We start from the raw sequence: 18585 nt of genomic DNA, 5'->3' as shown, positions 1-18585 counted from the left end.
ACACCCCCGTAATGCTGCCACTCGACCGGTAGGTGCGGCGAATCGACCCGACGGATCACCCGCGCGGGTCGAACTGCGACGGACGCGGAATGTTGCGCAGGTTCGACTTCGCCATCTTCACCGCCTCACCCGCGCCTCCGTTCATCACCATCCGCGACATGGCCAGGGCGAATCCCTTGACCTGCCCGCCGGTGATCGTCGGCGGCAGCGAGAGCGCCATCGGGTCCGTCACCAGGTCCACCAGCGCGGGACCGTCGTGCTCGAAAGCCGCCCGCAGCCCGGACTCGATGTCGGCGGGATCCTCGACCCGGCGCGAGAAGATTCCGAGCGCCGCGGCGACGGCGGCGTAGTCGACCGCGGGCACGTCGACCCCGAAGTCGGGCAGGCCGTCGACGAGCATCTCGAGCTTGACCATGCCCAGGGTCGAGTTGTCGAACACCACGATCTTGACCGGTAGCCGGTAGGCCGCGACGGTGACCAGCTCGCCCAGCAGCATCGACAGTCCGCCGTCGCCGGACACCGAGATCACCTGCCGGCCCGGGCAGGCGACCTGCGCGCCGATCGCGTGCGGCAGCGCGTTCGCCATCGACCCGTGCAGCGCCGAGGAGAGGAACCGACGGGATCCGTTCGGGTTCAGGTAGCGCGCGGTCCACACGTTGCACATCCCGGTGTCCGCGGTGAAGACCGCGTCCTCGGCGGCGAGGTCGTCGAGGATCGACGCCGCGTACTCGGGGTGAATGGGTGTGCGCTGTTTGACCGGCGTGGTGTAGGCGCCGACCACCTTCTCCATCAGGGTGCGGTGCCTGGCCAGTTGGCTGTCGAGGAAGGCTCGATCGGGTTTGCGGCGCACGAGAGGCGCGAGCGCCCGCAGGGTGCTCAGCGTGTCACCGTGCACGGCGAGGTCGAGACTGGTTCGTCTGCCGAGCTTCTCGGGCGCGACGTCGATCTGCGCGGTCGGCACGTCGGCGGGCAGGAACTGGTCGTACGGGAAGTCGGTGCCGACCAGCAGCAACAGATCCGCGTCCTGCATGCCGTCGTGCGCGGCGCCGTAGCCGAGCAGCCCGGTCATCCCGACGTCGAACGGGTTGTCGTACTGGATCCACTCCTTGCCGCGCAGGGTGTGCCCCACCGGTGCGCCGATCGTCTCGGCCAGCGCGATCAGTTCGTCGCGGGCGCCGCACACCCCGGCACCGGCGAAGATCGCGACGCGCTCGGCGGCGTTGACGGCGTCCGCGAGCGCGCGGACGTCCTGTTCGGCCGGGACCACCGCGGGCGGTCCGGTGCGCACCAACGCAGGTGCGGTGCCCCGGGCCGGGCAGTCCGCGACGTCGCCGGGCAGGATGATCACCGCGACGCCGGCAAGTCCGATCGCATGCTGCATGGCCGTGTGCACCACCCGTGGCGCCTGTTCCGCGGTGCTGATCAGCTCCGTGTACCGGGCGCACTCGACGAACAGCCGGTCGGGATGGGTCTCCTGGAAGTATCCGCTGCCGATCTGCGCGCTCGGGATGTGCGAGGCGATCGCCAACACCGGCGCACCCGAGCGGTCGGCGTCGTAGAGACCGTTGATCAGGTGCAGGTTGCCGGGACCGCAGGAGCCCGCGCACACCGCGAGTTCGCCGGTGAGCTGCGCGTCGGCGGCGGCGGCGAAGGCTGCCGCCTCCTCGTGCCGGACGTGGATCCAGTCGATGCCGCCGGCCGCCGCCCCGCCGGACTTGCGGACCGCATCGACCACCGGGTTGAGGCTGTCCCCGACGATTCCGTAGATGCGTCGCACGCCCGCGTCGATCAGCTGGGAAACAAGTTGTTCCGCAACGGTTTTCGCAGCCATGAGACCATCCTTCCGGGAGCGAACCGCCCGACGACGGGGGCCGAAGCTACCGGACTACCGCGGGGTGAGCACGAACACCGGGATCTGACGGTCCGTCTTGAGCTGATAGTTCGCGTAGTCCGGCCAGGCCTCGACGGCCCGCTCCCACCACACGACCTTCTCCTCGCCCGTCACCTCGCGCGCGGTCATGTCCTGCTTGACCGGGCCGTCCTGCAGTTCGACGTGCGGGTCGGCGACGACGTTGTAGTACCAGACCGGGTTCTTCGGCGCGCCACCGAGCGAGGCCACGACGGCGTACTCGCCGCCGTGCTCGACGCGCATGAGCGGGGACTTGCGAAGCTTGCCCGACTTGGCACCCTTGGTCGTGAGGATGACGACGGGCTTGCCCTGCATCACCGTCCCCTCCCGACCTCCGGACCGCTCGTAGAGATCGACCTGGTCTGCGGCCCACGCGCTCGGGCTCGGTTCGTACTCACCGGTGAGAGGCATGTTCGCCAGTCAACACCAGGACGCCGACCCGCGCAGCCCGACACCCCGATCCAGCCGGCCGGAAGACAATTGTTCGGTAGACCGAAATCGAATCTGCTTGTAGCCTGAATTGATGACCACCGCCGGATACTCTCCCGCGCCGCACCGCGGCACCGTGCGGCCCGGCGCGACCGTGGACATCGCCGGCACGCGGTGGCCGCTGTACAAGCTCGAGGCACTGGTTGTCGGGCTGCTGACGTTCCTGGTGGTGCTCGTCGTCGCGCAGACGCTGCAGCCCGCGGTCCTCGCGGCCGCCGCCGCGACGGTCGCCGTGTGGTGGGCCCGCCGCCTGTACTGGGCCGGCCGCTCCGACTGATTGCGTCCTGGAGAAACGATCGGGCGCCAGGAGCTACCCGCCGAGGCAGCTCGGTCCGAGGAGGGCCTTCAGGTCGCCCATCAGTGCCGACGACGGTTCGACCCGCAGGCTGTCGTCGAGCTTGAGCATGGTGATCCGGCTGCCGCTGATCAGTCGCAGGTGCACGTCCGAGGTGCCCGGGTGCCTGGTCAGGACCTGCTTGAGCGCCCCCACCTTGTCCGGGGTGCACAGCCGGGTCGGCAGGGTCACCGCGATCGGCTTCGCCACCCCGACCGCCGAGAGGTCGGGCACCGCGAGATCGTTGCCGATCAGCGAGAGCCGGTCGTCACGGACCGAGACCCGCGCCTTGACCAGCACGATGGAGTCCTCCGCGATGTCCATCCCGTACACCGCGTAGGCCTGCGGGAAGAACAGCACCTCGATGCCACCGACGAGGTCCTCGAGCTGGATGATGGCCCAGGTCAGACCGTTCTTGTTGACCCGGCGGTCCACCGAGGCGACGATGCCGCCGATGGTCACCTGGGCGCCGTCCTTGACCTCGCCCTCGAGAATCGAGGCGATCGAGGTGTCGGACTGCTGCCGAAGGATGTGCTCGACACCGTTGAGCGGATGCCCGGACACGTAGAGGCCGAGCATCTCCCGTTCGAGCGCCAGACGGTGCTTGGTGTCCCACTCCTCGTCCGGTACGCGGATCGCGAACACCGAGGACAGCGACTCGTCGCCGCCGCCCGCGTCACCGAACAGGTCGAACTGCCCCACCGCCTCGGCCTTCTTGGTGCCCAGCACCGACTCGATGGCGTCCGTGTGGATCAGGAACAGGCCCTTGCGCGGATGCTCGAGGGAGTCGAACGCCCCCGACTTGATCAGCGACTCGGTGACCTTCTTGTTGCAGGCGATCACGTCGATCTTGTTGAGGTAGTCGGAGAAGTCGGTGAACTTCCCCTTCTCGGTGCGCGCGTTGATGATCGAGGCGACCACGTTCGCGCCGACGTTGCGCACCGCGCCCATGCCGAAGCGGATGTCGCTGCCGACCGACGCGAAGTTGACCGCCGACTCGTTGACGTCCGGCGGCAGCACGGTGATGCCCATCTTCCGGCAGTCCGCGAGGTAGACCGCCGACTTGTCCTTGTCGTCGCCGACCGAGGTGAGCAGGCCGGCCATGTACTCGGCCGGGTAGTTGGCCTTGAGGTACGCCGTCCAGTACGAGACCAACCCGTAGCCGGCCGAGTGGGACTTGTTGAACGCGTAGCCGGCGAACGGGAGCACCGTGTCCCACAGCGCGGTGATGGCGGGCTGGGAGAAGCCGTTGTCCAGCATGCCCTGCTGGAAGCCGCCGTAGGCCTCCTCGAGGATCTCCTTCTTCTTCTTGCCCATCGCCCGGCGCAGCAGGTCGGCCTGACCCAGCGAGTAGCCGGCCACCTTCTGTGCCAGGTGCATGATCTGCTCCTGGTAGATGATCAGCCCGTACGTCTCCGAGAGGATCTCCGCCAACGGCTCTTCCAGCTCGGCATGGATCGGGCTGACCTCCTCGAGCCCGTTCTTGCGCTTGGCGTAGGAGGTGTGCGCGTCCACACCCATCGGGCCAGGGCGGTACAGCGCCAGGGCGGCGACGATGTCGCCGAACCCGGTGGGCTGCATCAGCTTCAGCAGTTCGCGCATGCCGCCGCCGTCGAGCTGGAACACACCAAGGGTGTCGCCCCGCGAGAGCAGCTCGAACGTGGCGGGATCGTCCATCGGCAGCGAGTCGAGGTCGAGGTCGATGCCCCGGTTCGTCTTGATGTTCTCGAGCGTGTCGCCGATGACCGTCAGGTTCCGCAGGCCGAGGAAGTCCATCTTGAGCAGGCCGATGGCCTCGCACGACGGGTAGTCCCAGCCGGTGATGATCGCGCCGTCCTGCGCGCGCTTCCACACCGGGATCGCGTCGGTCAGCGGCTCGGAGGACATGATCACCGCGCAGGCGTGCACGCCCGCGTTGCGGATCAGGCCCTCGAGGCCCTTCGCGGTCTGGTAGATCTTCGCGACGTCGGGGTTCGTGTCGATCAGCGTCCGAACCTCGACGGCCTCCTTGTACCGCTCGTGCTCGGGGTCGGTGATGCCCGAGACCGAGATGTCCTTCGCCATGATCGGCGGCGGCAGCGCCTTGGTGATCTGGTCGGCGATCGCGAAGCCGGGCTGGCCGAACTGGACCCGAGCCGAGTCCTTGATCGCGGCCTTCGTCTTGATGGTGCCGAACGTGATGACCTGGGCGACGCGGTCACTGCCCCACTTCTCGGTGGCGTAGCGGACCATCTCACCGCGACGGCGGTCGTCGAAGTCGATGTCGATGTCGGGCATCGAGATGCGCTCGGGGTTGAGGAACCGCTCGAACAGCAGCCCGTAGGGAAGCGGGTCGATGTTGGTGATGCCCATCGCGTAGGCCACCAGCGAACCGGCGGCCGAGCCACGTCCCGGACCGACCCAGATGCCGACCTCCCTCGCGTGGTTGATCAGGTCACCGACCACCAGGAAGTAGGCCGGGAAGCCCATCTTGTTGATGACGCCGATCTCGTAGTCGGCGCGGTCGAGGTACTCCTGCGGCGGGCCGTCCGGGAAGCGCCGGTCCAGTCCGCGGAGCACCTCGGCGCGCAGGAAGCTCTCCTGGGTGTGACCCTCCGGCACCGGGAAGATCGGCATCCGGTCCCGGTGCTCCCACACCTCGTCGTAGGGCTGGATCCGCTCGGCGATCAGCAGCGTCGAGTCGCAGGCGCCGGGCACCTCGTCGTCCCAGATCGCGCGCATCTCCTCGGCGGACTTGAGGTAGTAGCCGTCGCCGTCGAACTTGAACCGGGTGGGATCGCTGAGGGTCTTACCGGTCTGGATGCAGAGCAGCGCCTCGTGGTTCTCCGCGGCGTCCTTGGTGACGTAGTGGCAGTCGTTGGTGGCCAGCGGCGGGATGCCGAGCTTGCGACCGATGTCGAGCAGGCCCTCGCGCACCCGGCGTTCGATGGACAGCCCGTGGTCCATCAGCTCCAGGAAGAAGTTGTCCTTGCCCCAGATCTCCTGCCACTTCGCGGCGGCCTCGAGCGCCTCGCGGTCGTGGCCGAGACGGAGCCGGGTCTGCACCTCGCCGGAGGGGCAGCCGGTGGTCGCGATGATCCCCTCGTGGTGCTCGGCGATGATCTCCTCGTCCATCCGGGCCCACTTGCCGAGCTGGCCCTCGATCGAGGCGCGGGAGGAGAGCTTGAACAGGTTCCGGACGCCGGTCGCGTTCTCGGCGACCATCGTCATGTGCGTGTAGGCGCCGCTACCGGAAACGTCGTCGGACTTCTGGCTGCGGTCGCCCCACAGCACCCGCTTGGTGTTGAAGCGGGACTCCGGCGCGATGTACGCCTCGATGCCGATGATCGGCGTGATGTCGTGCTTCTTCGCCTCGTTGTAGAACTCGCTGGCGCCGAACATGTTGCCGTGGTCGGTCATGCCGACGGCCGTCATCCCCAGTCGCTGAGCCTCTTTGAACAGCGGACCGACCTTGGCCGCGCCGTCGAGCATCGAGTACTCGGTGTGATTGTGCAGATGAACGAACGAGTCAGCCACGCGCGCCTCTCCGTGCTCGGTGTCACCGGTCGCGTCGACCGGGGAGGACTGGGGTGCCCCGAGTGTAGGCGGTGGCTCCGACAGCCTCGGGCATGCGCGCCGGGGTGTGCGCGAACTCGCGCGTGGTATGTCCGACGCCGCCGAAGCGGTGCGCGATACTCGGCCGATGCGAATCCTCTCGGGCCGCTGGTTGCGGTGGTCGCTCGGACTGCTGACCGCCCTCGTCGTCGCCGTCGTGCTCGCCTTCACCCTCAGCCCGCGACCGGGCGCCCTGGTCGTCCGCGCGGTGTTCGACCGGGACGCGGGCCGGACGACCGCGGCCCTGGAGAAGCACGCTCCCGAGGGCGTCGCGTCGATCGCCGACCAGCAGTACCGGCCGGGCGACGGTGACGCCCTCCTCGACGTGTACTTTCCGGACGGCACCACGGGCGCGCTGCCGACCGTGATCTGGACCCACGGCGGCGCCTGGATCTCGGGCGACAAGACCGACTACGCGCCCTACTACCGGTTGATCGCCGCGCAGGGGTTCACGGTGATCTCCCTCGACTACTCGCTCGGACCGGAGCACACCTACCCGACCGCCGTCCACCAGCTCAACGACGCGCACGCGTACCTCCTCGCGAACGCGGACCGGCTGCACGTCGACCCGGCGCGAATCGTGCTCGCCGGCGACTCCGCGGGCGCCCAGCTGTCGAGCCAGCTCGCCACCCTCGTCACCAGCCCGGACTACGCCCGCGAACTCGGGATCACCCCGGCGCTGCACCCCGATCAGCTGCGCGGCGTGGTGCTGAACTGCGGCATCTACGACGTGAGCCGGATGACGGGCGGTCCCGGGATCATCGGCTGGGGCGTCGACCGGTCGATGTGGGCGTACACGGGCCTGCGCGATTACGCGGGCTCGACCCCCGCCGACCAGATGTCCACGCTCGGGCACGTCACGAACCGGTTCCCGCCGACCTACCTCAGCGGCGGCAACGCCGACCCGCTGACGAACTCGCAGTCCGAACCGCTCGCAGACAAGCTCGCCGGACTCGACGTTCCGGTCACCACACTGTTCTATCCCGAGGACCACGAGCCGGCGTTGCCGCACGAGTACCAGTTCAACCTCGACAACGAGGACGGCCTGCGCGCCCTCGACCGGACCGTGACGTTCCTGCGGGAGCACACCCGCTGACGGATCACGGCACCGGCTCGAGCACCCCTCGGCGGGCGGCGCGCACGCGCCGCACCGCGTCGCCGGTGAAGACGACCAGCGCCAGCCAGATCATCGCGAACCCGACCCAGCGCGACGCGGGCATGTCCTCGTGCAGGACCGCGACACCCCAGGCCATCTGCAGGGACGGCGTCAGGTACTGGATGATCCCCAGCGTGACCAGCGGCACCCGCTGGGCCGCGGCACCGAACAGCAGCAGCGGCGCCGCGGTCACCACGCCCGCGGTCATCAACAGCAGGGCGTGCCCGGCGCCGTGGCCGACGAACGTGCCGGTACCGGTGACCCCGAGAAAGACCAGGTATCCGATCGCGAACGGGGCGGTGACCAATCCCTCCGCGGTGAGACTGGTGACGGGATCGAGCGGGACCACCTTCTTGATCAGCCCGTACGCGCCGAAGGACAGCGCCAGCGTCAGCGCGATGTACGGCGGGTGGCCGTAGTCGACGGTGAGCACCAGCACCGCGACCGCAGCCAGGCCCAACGCGCCCGCCTGCCACCGGTTGACCCGCTCCCGGAAGATCACCATGCCCAGCACCACGCTGACGAGCGGGTTGACGAAGTAGCCGAGCGCGGTCTCGACGACCCGGCCCGACGTGACGCCGTAGATGTAGACACCCCAGTTGAGGGAGATCATCGCCGCCGCGGCGGCGACCAGCAGCATCGATCGCGGCGTCAACGACCGCAAGCGGACGATCCGGCGGGCGACCAGGCCGACCGCCAGCATCAGCACCAGCGTCCACAGCATCCGGTGCGCGAGGATCTCGACCGGACCGGCCGGGGCCAGCAGGCCGAAGAAGATGGGGAACATCCCCCACATCAGGTGCGCGCCCACACCCGCGGCGACGCCGATCTCGGCGTCGGACCGCCGCGCCGAACTCGACGCGTCGACGCTCATCGCGCCGGCACCTCGCCGTCGTCGGGGCCGGGCGAGGCCGTCTGCGTCTGCTCGGGCAGCAACGGGTTGACCGCGAACCGGCCGAACACGCCGTCCGCGGGCAGCGCCTCGACCGCCCGCACCCCGGGCGCCGCGGCCAGGGCACGCAGCCGGTCCGGGTCGCCACGCACGGTCAGACCGACCACACACGGGCAGTCCTGCGCCAGCCGCGACGACGACACCGAGTCGATGCGGGCCTGCCGGTCCCACTCGCCGGTGCTGCCGGACAGTCGTCCCGCCGCGACCGCCGGTGCCCGCAGGACCGATTCCTCGCCGGCGACGTCGACGACGATCAGCTGTGTCTGGATCCGGTCGAGCGGCACCCGGAACAGGACCTGGGAGACCCGCACGCCGTCGGCGGTCCGGTAGGCCTGCGCCGCGGTCTGCTCCGGATCGAACGAGACCAGCGCCCACCGCGGGCTCGAGGCGTCGGGGCCCGCGAGGCTCGTGCGGGCGCGGTCGAGGTACTCGGCGACCTGCTCGCCCGAGTCGGGGCCGAGCCGGTCGGTCGCGATCGACGACGGCCGGGGCGGCCTCAGCACACCGAGCACGAGAACGAGCACGACCAGGGCGACGGCGCAGGCGACGCTCGTCGCCACGCCGGCCCGGAGCGGAGCCTGTGGAGCGACCGAGTCGCCGTCACGCACCCCGCAGGACCTCGAGCGCGTGTTGCAGGTCCTTCGGGTACTCGCTGGTGATCTCGATCCAGCGGCCGTCCGCGGGATGCGCGAAGCCGAGCGAGCGGGCGTGCAGCCACTGCCGTTCCAGGCCGAGACGTTCCGCGAGCCGGGGGTCGGCGCCGTAGGTCAGGTCACCGCAGCAGGGGTGACGCAGGGCGGCGAAATGCACCCGGATCTGATGGGTCCGACCGGTCTCGAGGTGGATGTCGAGCAGGCTGGCCGCCTGGAAGGCCTCCACCGTGTCGTAGTGCGTGATGGACGGCTTGCCGTCGGCGGTGACGGCGAACTTCCAGTCGTTGCTGCGGTGCCGGCCGATCGGCGCGTCGATGGTGCCGCTGCTCGGGTCGGGGTGCCCCTGGACCAGGGCGTGATACCGCTTGTCGATCGTGCGCTGCTTGAACGCCCGCTTGAGCACGGTGTACGCCCGCTCACTGGTCGCCACGACCATCACCCCGGACGTGCCGACGTCGAGCCGGTGCACGATGCCCTGCCGCTCGTGGGCGCCCGAGGTGGAGATGCGGTAGCCGGCGGCGGCCAGGCCGCCGACGACGGTGGGGCCGGTCCAGCCGACGCTGGCGTGCGCCGCGACACCCACCGGCTTGTCGACGGCCACGATGTCGTCGTCGGCGTAGAGGATGTCCATCCCCTCGACCGGCTGCGCCTCGACCGTCAGGGGTCGGGCCGGCTCCGGCAGTTCGACCTCGAGCCACGCGCCGGACGGCAGCCGGTCGGACTTGCCCACCGCGCTCCCGTCGATCAGGACGGCACCCTCGTCGGTGAGGGAGGCGACCGCGGTCCGGGACAGTCCGAGCAGACGCGCCAGTCCGGCGTCGACCCGCATGCCCTCGAGCCCGTCCGGCACCGGCATCGACCGTGTCTCGCGCATCAGGAGTTCTCCTCGGTGTTCGTGTCGGTGCTGGTGTTCGTGTCAGCGCTGTCCTCGGGGTCCGGCTCGGTGCCGCGCGTGCCGTCGGGGTTGAACCCGAACAGGGTCAGCACGACCAGCAGCACCGCTCCGCACACGATCGCCGAGTCGGCGACGTTGAACACCGGCCACCAGCCCACCGACACGAAGTCGACGACGTGCCCCTGCAACGGACCGGGAGCCCGGAAGATGCGGTCGATCAGATTGCCCAGCGCGCCGCCCAGGACGAGCCCGAGACCGAGCGCCCACCACGGCGAACGCAGCGTGCGACCGATCTTGATCACGCCGATCACCACACCGATCGCGACCAGCGTCAGCAGCCAGGTCATGCCGGTGGCCATCGAGAACGCGGCCCCGGGATTGCGAATCAGGTTCAGGGTGACGACGTCGCCGACGATCCGGATCGGCTTGCCCGGTTCGACGAACCGCACGACCGCGATCTTGGTGACCAGATCCAGTCCGAGGACCACCACGGCGATCGCGATCAGCAGTCGCATCCGCAGCGGTGCCGCGCCGGACACCTCCTCCGGTCCGTACTTCTCGGCTCTATCCGCTTCACTCACACCGCCATCATCCCTTATCGCGGCGTCGTCGAACGCAGCCCACCCGAGCCGTGGCTAACCTGGTCGGGTGCCAGTGTTCCCGAATCGGTCCGTGCCCTCGCTCGTCGCCGCGGCGCTCGCCGCCGCCACCCTCGTCACCGCGTGCGGCGCCGGCGACGACTCCGCACCGACCACCTCCGCGGCGTCGACCTCCAACGAGACCACCGTCCCGGTCTCCGCGGTCACCACCCAGGTACTCGATCCCGGCGCCGAGCCCCGGGAGAAGGTCACCTTCCACCCGAACGCCGACGCCCCGCAGCACGTCCTGCTGACGACGACCTCGCAGGTGTACCAGCAGATCGACGACCAGCCGCAGCAGGACTTCTCCACCCCCGAACTCGGCATGCCGCTGACCGCGGTCGTCGAGGGCGGCCAGCACGATCCCGCGCATTCCGTCGACCTGACGCTCGGCACCCTCACCACGCCGGACGCCCGGCTGCAGGACGCGCTGAAGCCGTCGGACGGGTCGAAGGCCGGTTTGACGATCACGCCGTCCGGCTCGGTGACCGCGCTGCGCATCACCCCGGCGCCCGACTCCAAGGACATCGCCCGCTCGGCCGTCGAGCAGGCGTTCTACCAAGCCGTCTACCGCACCGTCGCGTTCCCCGACACCGAGATCGGCGTCGGCGCGGTGTGGACCGTGCAGCAGCAGGTGACGAGCGGCATCGCCCTCAATCAGGTGACCACCGCGACACTCACGGCCCGCAACGGCGACCGGCTCACCGTCGACGTCTCCGTCAATCAGACCCCGGTCTCGAAGGTGTGGGACCTGCCCGGCGAGGCGGGCACCCTCAATGTCGACACCTATGTGATGGCGGGCAAGGGCACCCTGGTCTTCGACCTGGCCGCGCCGCTGCCGGTCGACGGCACCGTCGACGTGGGGGGCGAGCAGACCTACAGCGATCCGAACAGCACCACCCGGTTGCGGCAAGCGACCTCGAGCCGGGTCTCGTGGGTCACCCAGTGATCCGGAAGCGATACGTCGGGGCGGGCTCCATCGCGCTGACCGCTCTCACCCTCTCCCTGACAGCCTGTGGGGGCGGCAGCGAGGCGCAGCCCGCCGCGTCGGCGCCGGTGCTCACCGCCACCGCGCCCGCCACCCCGAATGCCGGACCGATCGGCGACCGGAATCGGCTGCAGGCCGCGCTGCTCACCACGGCGGAACTGCCTGCCGGATTCGTCGCGCTGCCCGACCCGGTCCACGACCTCGGTCTGCCGCCCGCGACCACGGCGGCGGGCGCCGACAAGTCGAGCACCACGCCCCAGGAGTGCGCACAGGTGCTGCGCGAGGTGGCCGACCAGTCCCCCGGCTCGCTCGCTCGCGCAGCGGCCCGCTTCGGTGGCCCCGACTTCGCCAGCGTCGACACCGACGCGGCCAGCTATCCCGCTACCGGTGCGGCGCAAGCCTTCACGCGCGTCCAGTCGACTCTGACGCAGTGCACCACCTACAGCGGGACCGACGCCGACGGCGTCCACGTCGACTACCGGCTCGGCGGCCTCGACCAGCCGACCATCGGCGACGCCTCGACCGCGGTCCGGCTGACCACGTCCAGTGACGGGGTCACGATGACCTCGGACGTGATCATCGCGGTCGTCGGCTCCACGGTGCTGCAGGTGGTCGCGTCCGGTCAGCGGCCGGTCGAGCCCGCCGTCCTGACGGGCCTGGCGCGCACCGCGGCCGACCGGATCCGCGGCGCGGCCGTCGCGGGCTGACCCCGAACGTCGAGCATCGCCTCGGAACGCCGAATGCCGGCACCCCGTACGGGACACCGGCATTCGGTCGAGGTGAACGGAGTAGTCCGCTCGGGTAGATCAGGCGCAGGCGGGCGAGGTGAGGCCGGCCAGCTTGACCATGTTGCAGGCGTACTCCTTCGAGAGCACCCACTTGCCGTTCTCCACCACGAAGGTGGCGGTGCCCGGGTTGACCTGGCCGCCGATGTCCATGTTCACGGTGGCGGTGAGGGTGCCGTCGCCGTTGTCGAGGATCGGGTCGACGACGGTTACGGTCGCGTTGGACTGCTTGGCGGCAGCGGCGACCTGGTCGAACAGTCCGGGATCGGCCGCGCCGTCCTGCACCAGGGTGATCTTCTCGGCGACCGGGGTGGCCGGGTCGAGGCCCTTGGCCAGCATCGCGTTGAGATCGGCGGCGGACGGCACCGGCGGGGTCTCGACCGACGGTGCGGCCGAGGTGGTGGTCTTCTTGGTGGTGGTGGCTGCAGTGCTGTCGCCGTCGGAGCTGCAGGCGCCCAGCGCGAACACGGCGGCCAGGGCGGCACCGGCGACGAGGGTCTTACGGAGCATCAATTGCTTGTCCTTCTCTTCGGATGAACTACTTCTGACGAACTTCCGGGGCGCTCGTTTCTACCCCAGGGCGATTCGGTTGCGCTGCTCGGGTCGCGCGGGTGGTCACGGCTGGCGCCGTCCACCCACGGACGCCTGTCACGATAGTTAACAGGAAGAAGATAAGGGCTTCCTTAATGAAGGCTGTCGGCGGGATCGGCGATCGTCAACGCCGCGTCGGACTCCGCGAAGGTCCGGGCCTGACCCGGCCCCGTCGACCTGGTCTCGAATCGGACGGTCACCACTCCGTGCCCGCAGCCCTGCACCCAGCCGTGACCGAACTCCTCGTGCGCGACGTCGTGGCCCGGACGCCATCGCGAGCCGGTCTCCGCCGCCGGTGCGGCGGACTGAACCGACTGCGGTACCGACACTGTGTCGAGAGTCACAGCCTCCTCGGTCGTGACGCCGTGCTCGAGGTCAGGGAACAGGGATCCCTGTGCGGTCGAGGACAATCCGCCCAGCGAGACCCCCACGAGCCGCACCGGACCCAGTTCGAGCGGGTCGATCACCTGCCGTTGCGCCGTCGCCACCAGCGTCTGCCGGTCCGCGGTCGCGTACGGGAGAGTCGCCGAGCGGGTCACGACCGACATGTCCGCCTTCTTCAGCTTGAGCACCACCGTCCGCGCGGCGCGACCGTCGCGCAGCAGTCGCGCGTGCGCGCTGGCTCCCGTTCGGTCGACGGCCGCCCGCAACTGGTCGAGCGTCACGAGGTCGGCGGCGAAGGTGGTCTCCGCACTGACCTGCTTGGCGTCCGCGCGTTCGGCCACCGGCCGGTCGTCGATGCCGCGGGCGAGCCGGTGCAGGCCCGGTCCGATCGTCGCGCCCAGTACGGAGACGACCTCGGCCTCCGACGTCGCGGCCAGGCCACCGATCGTCTCCACACCCAGGCGACGCAGACGTTCCTCGGCCACCGGGCCGATGCCCCAGAGTTTGCGCACGGGCAACGCCTCGAACAGCGGGCCCTGCTCGTCGGGCGTCACCACCCGCACGCCGTCCGGCTTGGCCAGCCCGGAGGCGATCTTCGCGATCTGTTTGCCGGATCCAGCGCCGATCGACGCCACCAGGCCCGTCTCGGCGAAGACCAGCGCCCGCAACTCCTCGGCGAAGATACGGACCGTCTCCGCGTCCGCGCCTCCGAGTTCGGCCGGCTCCCCGAACGCCTCGTCCATCGACAGCATCTCGAGCACCGGCATCCTCGTTCGCAGCGCGTCGAACACGGCCTTGCTCAACGTCGAGTACAGGCCACCGCGAGGCGGCAGCACCACCGCGCCGGCCCCGACCATCCGCCGGGCCTGGTGCATCGGCATCGCGGAGCGCGCCCCGAACGCACGCGCCTCGTAGCTGGCGCCCGCGACCACGCCGCGGCCGCCGAGGCCACCGACGAGGACGGGCCGCCCGCGCAGTGTCGGCCGGGTCAGCTGCTCGACGGACGCGAAGAACGCATCCATGTCGAGGTGCAGTACCCATCGACGGGACGTGGATGGTCGGGTCATCCAGGCGTGGGGTTCCTCTCCGGCTTCGGCCTCGACGATTTCGGCTTCTTCGGCTTCGGCGCGGGCAGTACGTCCGCGGTCCGCTGGACGAACGCGTGCAGCCAGTCGACGTCGGCGAGCCGCGCCTGCGGGACGGCGAAGTGGTCCTTCGCGCCCGGGTACGGCGGCGCCAACGCCTCGGCGCCGAGGTACTCCCCGGCCACCTCGGTCGGCTTCACGAACACGGTGTCGTTGCAGATCATCGCGACCATCTTCTCGTCGCAGTACAACCCGTACTCGCCGAACATCGCCCGGGCGCGTACGTCCAGGGGCTCGAGCTGCCCCAGGACGTACGCGACCGTCTCCCTGCCGGTGCTCATGGCAGCAACCTACGCCGCCGCACCGACACGTCGGCTCGGATCAGGCCTTGGCCAGGCTCGCGCGCACGCCCTCGCCGAGATCGACGGCACCGGCACCGGCGGTACCCAGCTCCAGCGAGGTCGCGAGGATCTCGCCGGCGATCAGGTCGCGGTGACGCTGCGCCCAGTCGAGCCGGTCGGCGGGCACCTCGAGCGTCACCGTGATCCGGTCCGAGACGTCCAGGCCGGCCGCCCGGCGGGCGTCCTGCAGTTCCCGGATGCGGTCCTTGGCCCAGCCCTCGGCCTCGAGCTCCTCGGTGACCACCGAATCGAGCACCACCAGGCCCGCGTTCGCGGGCAGCGCGGCGGTGGACTCCGGCTCGGCGGCGACGAGGCGCTGGGTGTACTCCTCCGGCAGCAGCGCGATGCCCGCGGCAGGAGCGGAGCCTGCGGAGCGACCCGGGTACACGGTGACCACGCCGTCGGTCTCGGACCAGTCGCCGGCCTTGACCGCCTTGATCACGGTCTGCACGTCCTTGCCCAGGCGGGGGCCCGCGGCGCGGGCGTTGACCACGAGCTCGAAGCGGCCGTGCACGTCGACGTCGTCGGTCAGGTCGACCTTCCGGACGTTGACCTCGTCGGCGATGATGTCCAGGAACGGACGCAGCCGCTCCGCACCGGCCGCCGCGACGGTCACCTCCGGCAGGGGCAGCCGCACCCGCAGGTTCTGTGCCTTGCGCAGGCCGAGGACCGCTCCGCAGACCGAGCGCACCTCGTCCATCGACGAGGTCAGTTCGGGGTCCGCCGGCAACTCGGACTCGCCGACCCAGTCGGTCAGATGCACGGACCGGCCGCCGGTCAGCCCCCGCCAGATCACCTCGGTGGCCAGCGGCAGCAGCGGCGCCGCGAGCCGGCAGACGACCTCGAGCACGGTGTGCAGGGTGTCGATGGCGTCGCGGTCCTCGTCCCAGAACCGCGAACGCGACCGGCGCACATACCAGTTGGTCAGCGCGTCGCAGAACGTGCGGAGCTCGTCGCAGGCGCCCGCGATGTCGTTGACGTCCAGGGCCTCGGTGATCGCGTCCCGAGTCGAGGCGAGCTTGGCCAGGATGTAGCGGTCGAGCACGTTCGGCGAGTCGGTGCGCCACTCGCCCGGCTTGGAGGCGTACAGCTGCAGGAAGCTCCACGCGTTCCACAACGGCAGCAGCGCCTGCCGCACACCCTCACGGATGCCCTGCTCGGTGACGACGAGGTTGCCGCCGCGCAGGATCGGCGAGGACATCAGGAACCACCGCATGGCGTCCGACCCGTCGCGGTCGAACACCTCCTTCACGTCCGGGTAGTTACCCTTGGACTTGCTCATCTTCAGGCCGTCGTCACCGAGCACGATGCCGTGCGCGGCAACGGTTTTGAACGCCGGGCGGTCGAAGAGCGCAGTGGCGAGCACGTGCAGCGTGTAGAACCAGCCGCGGGTCTGGCCGTTGTACTCGACGATGAAGTCGCCGGGATTGTGGGTCTGGAACCAATCCCGGTTCTCGAACGGGTAGTGCACCTGGGCGTACGGCATCGAGCCCGACTCGAACCAGCAGTCCAGCACCTCGGGAACCCGGCGCATCATCGACTTGCCCGTCGGGTCGTCGGGGTTGGGACGGACCAGATCGTCGATCATCGGCCGGTGCAAGTCCGCCGGGCGCACCCCGAAGTCCGCCTCGAGCTGGTCGAGCGAGCCGTACACATCGATGCGCGGGTACGCCGGATCGTCCGAGACCCAGACGGGGATCGGGCTGCCCCAGTACCGGTTTCGGCTGATGTTCCAGTCGCGGGCACCCTCGAGCCACTTGCCGAACTGGCCGTCCTTGATGTGCTCGGGCACCCAGGTGATCTCCTGGTTCAGCTCGACCATCCGGTCGCGGAACTTGGTCACCGCGACGAACCAGGACGGCACCGCCATGTAGATCAGTGGCTGCCCACTGCGCCAGCTGTGCGGGTACGAGTGCTCGATCGTCTCGTGCCGGAACAGCTTTCCGGCTGCCTTGAGGTCCTTGATGATGACGGGGTTCGCGTCGAAGACCTGCATGCCCTCGTACGGCGGCACCATCGACGTGAACTTGCCGCCGGGATCGAGCGGCTGGACGATCTCGATGCCGTTCGCCGTCGCGACGTCCATGTCCTCCTCACCGAAAGCCGGTGCGAGGTGGACGATTCCGGTACCGGACTCCGTGGTGACGTAGTCGGCGGACAGCACACGGTGCGCCTCGGCGTGACCCTTGTCGGGACCGTGGAAGAAGTCGAACGGCGGCGTGTAGGTGAGGCCGACGAGCTCGGCGCCCTTGAACTCGCCCAGCACCTCCGGGGACTCGCCCAGTTCGCGCGCGTAATGACCGACCCGGGCCGCGCCGAGCACGTACCGCTTGCCGTCCTCGCCGGCGACCAGCAGGTAGTCGACCTCGGGGTGTACCGCGATCGCCAGGTTGGACGGCAGCGTCCACGGGGTCGTGGTCCAGATCAGCGCGTTCGCGCCGTCCAGCGGGGAGCCCGGAGCCGTGAGGACCATGTCCACGGTGACGGCCGGGTCCTGGCGCATCTTGTAGGCGTCGTCCAGGCGGGTCTCCTGGTTCGACAGCGGAGTCTGCTCGTACCAGGAGTACGGCAGCACCCGGAAGCCCTGGTAGATCAGGCCCTTGTCGTAGAGCTCCTTGAACGCCCACATGACCGACTCCATGAAGTCGAGGTCGAGCGTCTTGTAGTCGTTGTCGAAGTCGACCCAGCGCGCCTGGCGGGTGACGTAGTCGCGCCATTCGTCGGTGTACCGCAGCACCGACTGCTTGCAGTACGCGTTGAACTCGGCCAGGCCCATCGCGTCGATCTGCGACTTGTCCTTGATGCCGAGCTGCTTCTCCGCCTCGAGCTCGGCAGGCAGGCCGTGGCAGTCCCAGCCGAAGCGCCGTTCGACCTTCTTGCCGCGCATGGTCTGGTAGCGCGGGATCAGGTCCTTGACGTAACCGGTGAGCAGGTGACCGTAGTGCGGCAGGCCGTTGGCGAAGGGCGGTCCGTCGTAGAAGACGAACTCCTCGGCGTCGGCGCGGTTCGCGATGGATGCACGGAAGGTGTCGTCGGCATCCCACGCCGCGAGCACACGCTGCTCGAGTTCGGGGAACGCGACACCGGCGCCGGCCTTGCCGCCGCCGAGGTCCACGCGCGGATAGGTGGCGTTCAGGTCGCCGGTGGTGTCGGTCACTGGGTGCTCCTCGTGCCTGCTGTCTCTGGCACGGGGACGACACGGGCGCCTGTGCGCCCTGGCCGCGGTACCACCCCGCTTGCCCGCATCCGGAACCTGCAACCCCGGGACGGACCTCTCGACGGGCTGTGACGGGCCCACCCGTTCGGTTCTACTGAGCGTGCGCGCACGCCGTTCTTCCGAAGACTCCCCGGTGATTGCCGGATCGATGCCTGGATCCGATTCTAGTCGGACCCGTCAATCGCCCCTGCAGGGGCGTCCGCAACCACCGAACGGGAGATCACGGCAGCTTTCGCGATGAAAGCGAGCCGTGCACTCCCGCTCGGTGGGTGCGAGTGGTGATCAGGTGGAACTGTGTCGGCGCCCTCGACTGTCCTCGTCGGTCGCGGCACCGCCACGAAGCGATCCGACGAGCAGCAACACGGCACCGATCACACAGACCACGATGCATCCCCAGGCCCATACGACCGAGCCTGTCATCAGGGCGAGTACGAGTAGGGCGAACCCCACCGCCGCCATCGCGAGCGTCAGGACCAGCACGACAATCCCCTGAGGTGGACCGAATCGGGCGCGG

Annotated in this window: 16 protein-coding genes; 4 read left to right on the top strand and 12 right to left on the bottom strand. The window is 69.6% G+C overall.

Annotated elements, in window-relative coordinates; all coding sequences use genetic code 11:
• Window positions 1-55: 55 nt before the first annotated feature.
• Window positions 56-1831, bottom strand: coding sequence for a pyruvate dehydrogenase (locus tag ACFVH2_RS14000; protein WP_378426905.1), 1776 nt, complete (start codon window positions 1829-1831; stop codon window positions 56-58).
• A 54-nt stretch (window positions 1832-1885) separates the two neighbouring features.
• Window positions 1886-2320 carry a nitroreductase family deazaflavin-dependent oxidoreductase gene (locus ACFVH2_RS13995; RefSeq protein WP_378426903.1) on the bottom strand — a complete coding sequence of 145 codons (435 nt, stop codon included), beginning with the start codon at window positions 2318-2320 and terminating at the stop codon, window positions 1886-1888.
• A gap of 112 nt (window positions 2321-2432) precedes the next feature.
• Here ACFVH2_RS13995 and ACFVH2_RS13990 point away from each other — a divergent pair, with 112 nt between their 5' ends.
• Window positions 2433-2675: a hypothetical protein gene (locus ACFVH2_RS13990; protein WP_378426901.1), complete on the top strand. Its 243-nt coding sequence runs from the start codon at window positions 2433-2435 to the stop codon at window positions 2673-2675.
• Between the two features lie 33 nt (window positions 2676-2708).
• Here the strand turns inward: ACFVH2_RS13990 and dnaE are convergent, their stop codons facing one another.
• Window positions 2709-6248, bottom strand: coding sequence for a DNA polymerase III subunit alpha (gene dnaE / locus ACFVH2_RS13985; protein WP_378426899.1), 3540 nt, complete (start codon window positions 6246-6248; stop codon window positions 2709-2711).
• A gap of 166 nt (window positions 6249-6414) precedes the next feature.
• Between dnaE and ACFVH2_RS13980 the strand changes: the two genes are divergently transcribed.
• Window positions 6415-7422 (top strand): alpha/beta hydrolase, encoded by a 1008-nt coding sequence (locus ACFVH2_RS13980; RefSeq protein WP_378426897.1) that lies wholly within the window; start codon window positions 6415-6417, stop codon window positions 7420-7422.
• Window positions 7423-7426: 4 nt separating this feature from the next.
• Here the strand turns inward: ACFVH2_RS13980 and rarD are convergent, their stop codons facing one another.
• The 4 genes from rarD to lspA are packed head-to-tail and all read right to left on the bottom strand — an operon-like array spanning window position 7427 to window position 10497.
• Window positions 7427-8356, bottom strand: coding sequence for an EamA family transporter RarD (gene rarD / locus ACFVH2_RS13975; RefSeq protein ID WP_378426895.1), 930 nt, complete (start codon window positions 8354-8356; stop codon window positions 7427-7429).
• Window positions 8353-9042, bottom strand: coding sequence for a hypothetical protein (locus tag ACFVH2_RS13970; protein ID WP_378426893.1), 690 nt, complete (start codon window positions 9040-9042; stop codon window positions 8353-8355). The genes rarD and ACFVH2_RS13970 overlap by 4 nt, the downstream gene beginning before the upstream one ends.
• Window positions 9035-9961 (bottom strand): RluA family pseudouridine synthase, encoded by a 927-nt coding sequence (locus ACFVH2_RS13965; protein ID WP_378426892.1) that lies wholly within the window; start codon window positions 9959-9961, stop codon window positions 9035-9037. The genes ACFVH2_RS13970 and ACFVH2_RS13965 overlap by 8 nt, the downstream gene beginning before the upstream one ends.
• On the bottom strand, window positions 9961-10497 hold the full coding sequence (gene lspA, locus ACFVH2_RS13960) for a signal peptidase II (protein ID WP_378426956.1): 537 nt from the start codon (window positions 10495-10497) through the stop codon (window positions 9961-9963). The genes ACFVH2_RS13965 and lspA overlap by 1 nt, the downstream gene beginning before the upstream one ends.
• A gap of 133 nt (window positions 10498-10630) precedes the next feature.
• Between lspA and ACFVH2_RS13955 the strand changes: the two genes are divergently transcribed.
• Window positions 10631-11569 carry a hypothetical protein gene (locus tag ACFVH2_RS13955; protein WP_378426890.1) on the top strand — a complete coding sequence of 313 codons (939 nt, stop codon included), beginning with the start codon at window positions 10631-10633 and terminating at the stop codon, window positions 11567-11569.
• The gene (locus tag ACFVH2_RS13950; RefSeq protein WP_378426888.1) at window positions 11566-12315 is read left to right on the top strand and encodes a sensor domain-containing protein; all 750 of its coding nucleotides are present in this window, start codon (window positions 11566-11568) and stop codon (window positions 12313-12315) included. Before ACFVH2_RS13955 ends, ACFVH2_RS13950 begins: the two co-directional genes overlap by 4 nt.
• A 99-nt stretch (window positions 12316-12414) precedes the next feature.
• Here the strand turns inward: ACFVH2_RS13950 and ACFVH2_RS13945 are convergent, their stop codons facing one another.
• The 5 genes from ACFVH2_RS13945 to ACFVH2_RS13925 form a co-directional block, all read right to left on the bottom strand.
• Window positions 12415-12903, bottom strand: coding sequence for a hypothetical protein (locus ACFVH2_RS13945; protein WP_378426886.1), 489 nt, complete (start codon window positions 12901-12903; stop codon window positions 12415-12417).
• 173 nt (window positions 12904-13076) lie between these two features.
• On the bottom strand, window positions 13077-14435 hold the full coding sequence (locus ACFVH2_RS13940) for a DNA polymerase IV (protein WP_378426884.1): 1359 nt from the start codon (window positions 14433-14435) through the stop codon (window positions 13077-13079).
• Window positions 14432-14794 (bottom strand): TfoX/Sxy family protein, encoded by a 363-nt coding sequence (locus ACFVH2_RS13935; RefSeq protein ID WP_378426882.1) that lies wholly within the window; start codon window positions 14792-14794, stop codon window positions 14432-14434. The genes ACFVH2_RS13940 and ACFVH2_RS13935 overlap by 4 nt, the downstream gene beginning before the upstream one ends.
• A 40-nt stretch (window positions 14795-14834) precedes the next feature.
• Window positions 14835-18011: an isoleucine--tRNA ligase gene (gene ileS, locus ACFVH2_RS13930; protein WP_378426880.1), complete on the bottom strand. Its 3177-nt coding sequence runs from the start codon at window positions 18009-18011 to the stop codon at window positions 14835-14837.
• A gap of 342 nt (window positions 18012-18353) precedes the next feature.
• Entirely contained in the window at window positions 18354-18551 is a 198-nt protein-coding gene (locus ACFVH2_RS13925) for a hypothetical protein (protein WP_378426878.1), read from the bottom strand.
• Window positions 18552-18585 lie beyond the last annotated feature (34 nt).

Source organism: Rhodococcus sp. NPDC127527, assembly GCF_042672245.1.
Taxonomy (GTDB): Bacteria; Actinomycetota; Actinomycetes; order Mycobacteriales; family Mycobacteriaceae; genus Rhodococcus_G.
The sequence above is the reverse complement of the archived record's forward strand: the minus strand, read 5'-3'. Positions and strand labels throughout refer to the sequence as shown.

Excerpts from the sequence above, each read along its gene's own strand:
- ACFVH2_RS14000 (WP_378426905.1), bottom strand. The coding sequence starts at position 1,831 with ATGGCTGCGAAAACCGTTGCGGAACAACTTGTTTCCCAGCTGATCGAC.
- ACFVH2_RS13995 (WP_378426903.1), bottom strand. The coding sequence starts at position 2,320 with ATGCCTCTCACCGGTGAGTACGAACCGAGCCCGAGCGCGTGGGCCGCA.
- ACFVH2_RS13990 (WP_378426901.1), top strand. The coding sequence starts at position 2,433 with ATGACCACCGCCGGATACTCTCCCGCGCCGCACCGCGGCACCGTGCGG.
- ACFVH2_RS13980 (WP_378426897.1), top strand. The coding sequence starts at position 6,415 with ATGCGAATCCTCTCGGGCCGCTGGTTGCGGTGGTCGCTCGGACTGCTG.
- rarD (WP_378426895.1), bottom strand. The coding sequence starts at position 8,356 with ATGAGCGTCGACGCGTCGAGTTCGGCGCGGCGGTCCGACGCCGAGATC.
- ACFVH2_RS13965 (WP_378426892.1), bottom strand. The coding sequence starts at position 9,961 with ATGCGCGAGACACGGTCGATGCCGGTGCCGGACGGGCTCGAGGGCATG.
- lspA (WP_378426956.1), bottom strand. The coding sequence starts at position 10,497 with ATGCGACTGCTGATCGCGATCGCCGTGGTGGTCCTCGGACTGGATCTG.
- ACFVH2_RS13945 (WP_378426886.1), bottom strand. The coding sequence starts at position 12,903 with ATGCTCCGTAAGACCCTCGTCGCCGGTGCCGCCCTGGCCGCCGTGTTC.
- ACFVH2_RS13940 (WP_378426884.1), bottom strand. The coding sequence starts at position 14,435 with ATGACCCGACCATCCACGTCCCGTCGATGGGTACTGCACCTCGACATG.
- ACFVH2_RS13935 (WP_378426882.1), bottom strand. The coding sequence starts at position 14,794 with ATGAGCACCGGCAGGGAGACGGTCGCGTACGTCCTGGGGCAGCTCGAG.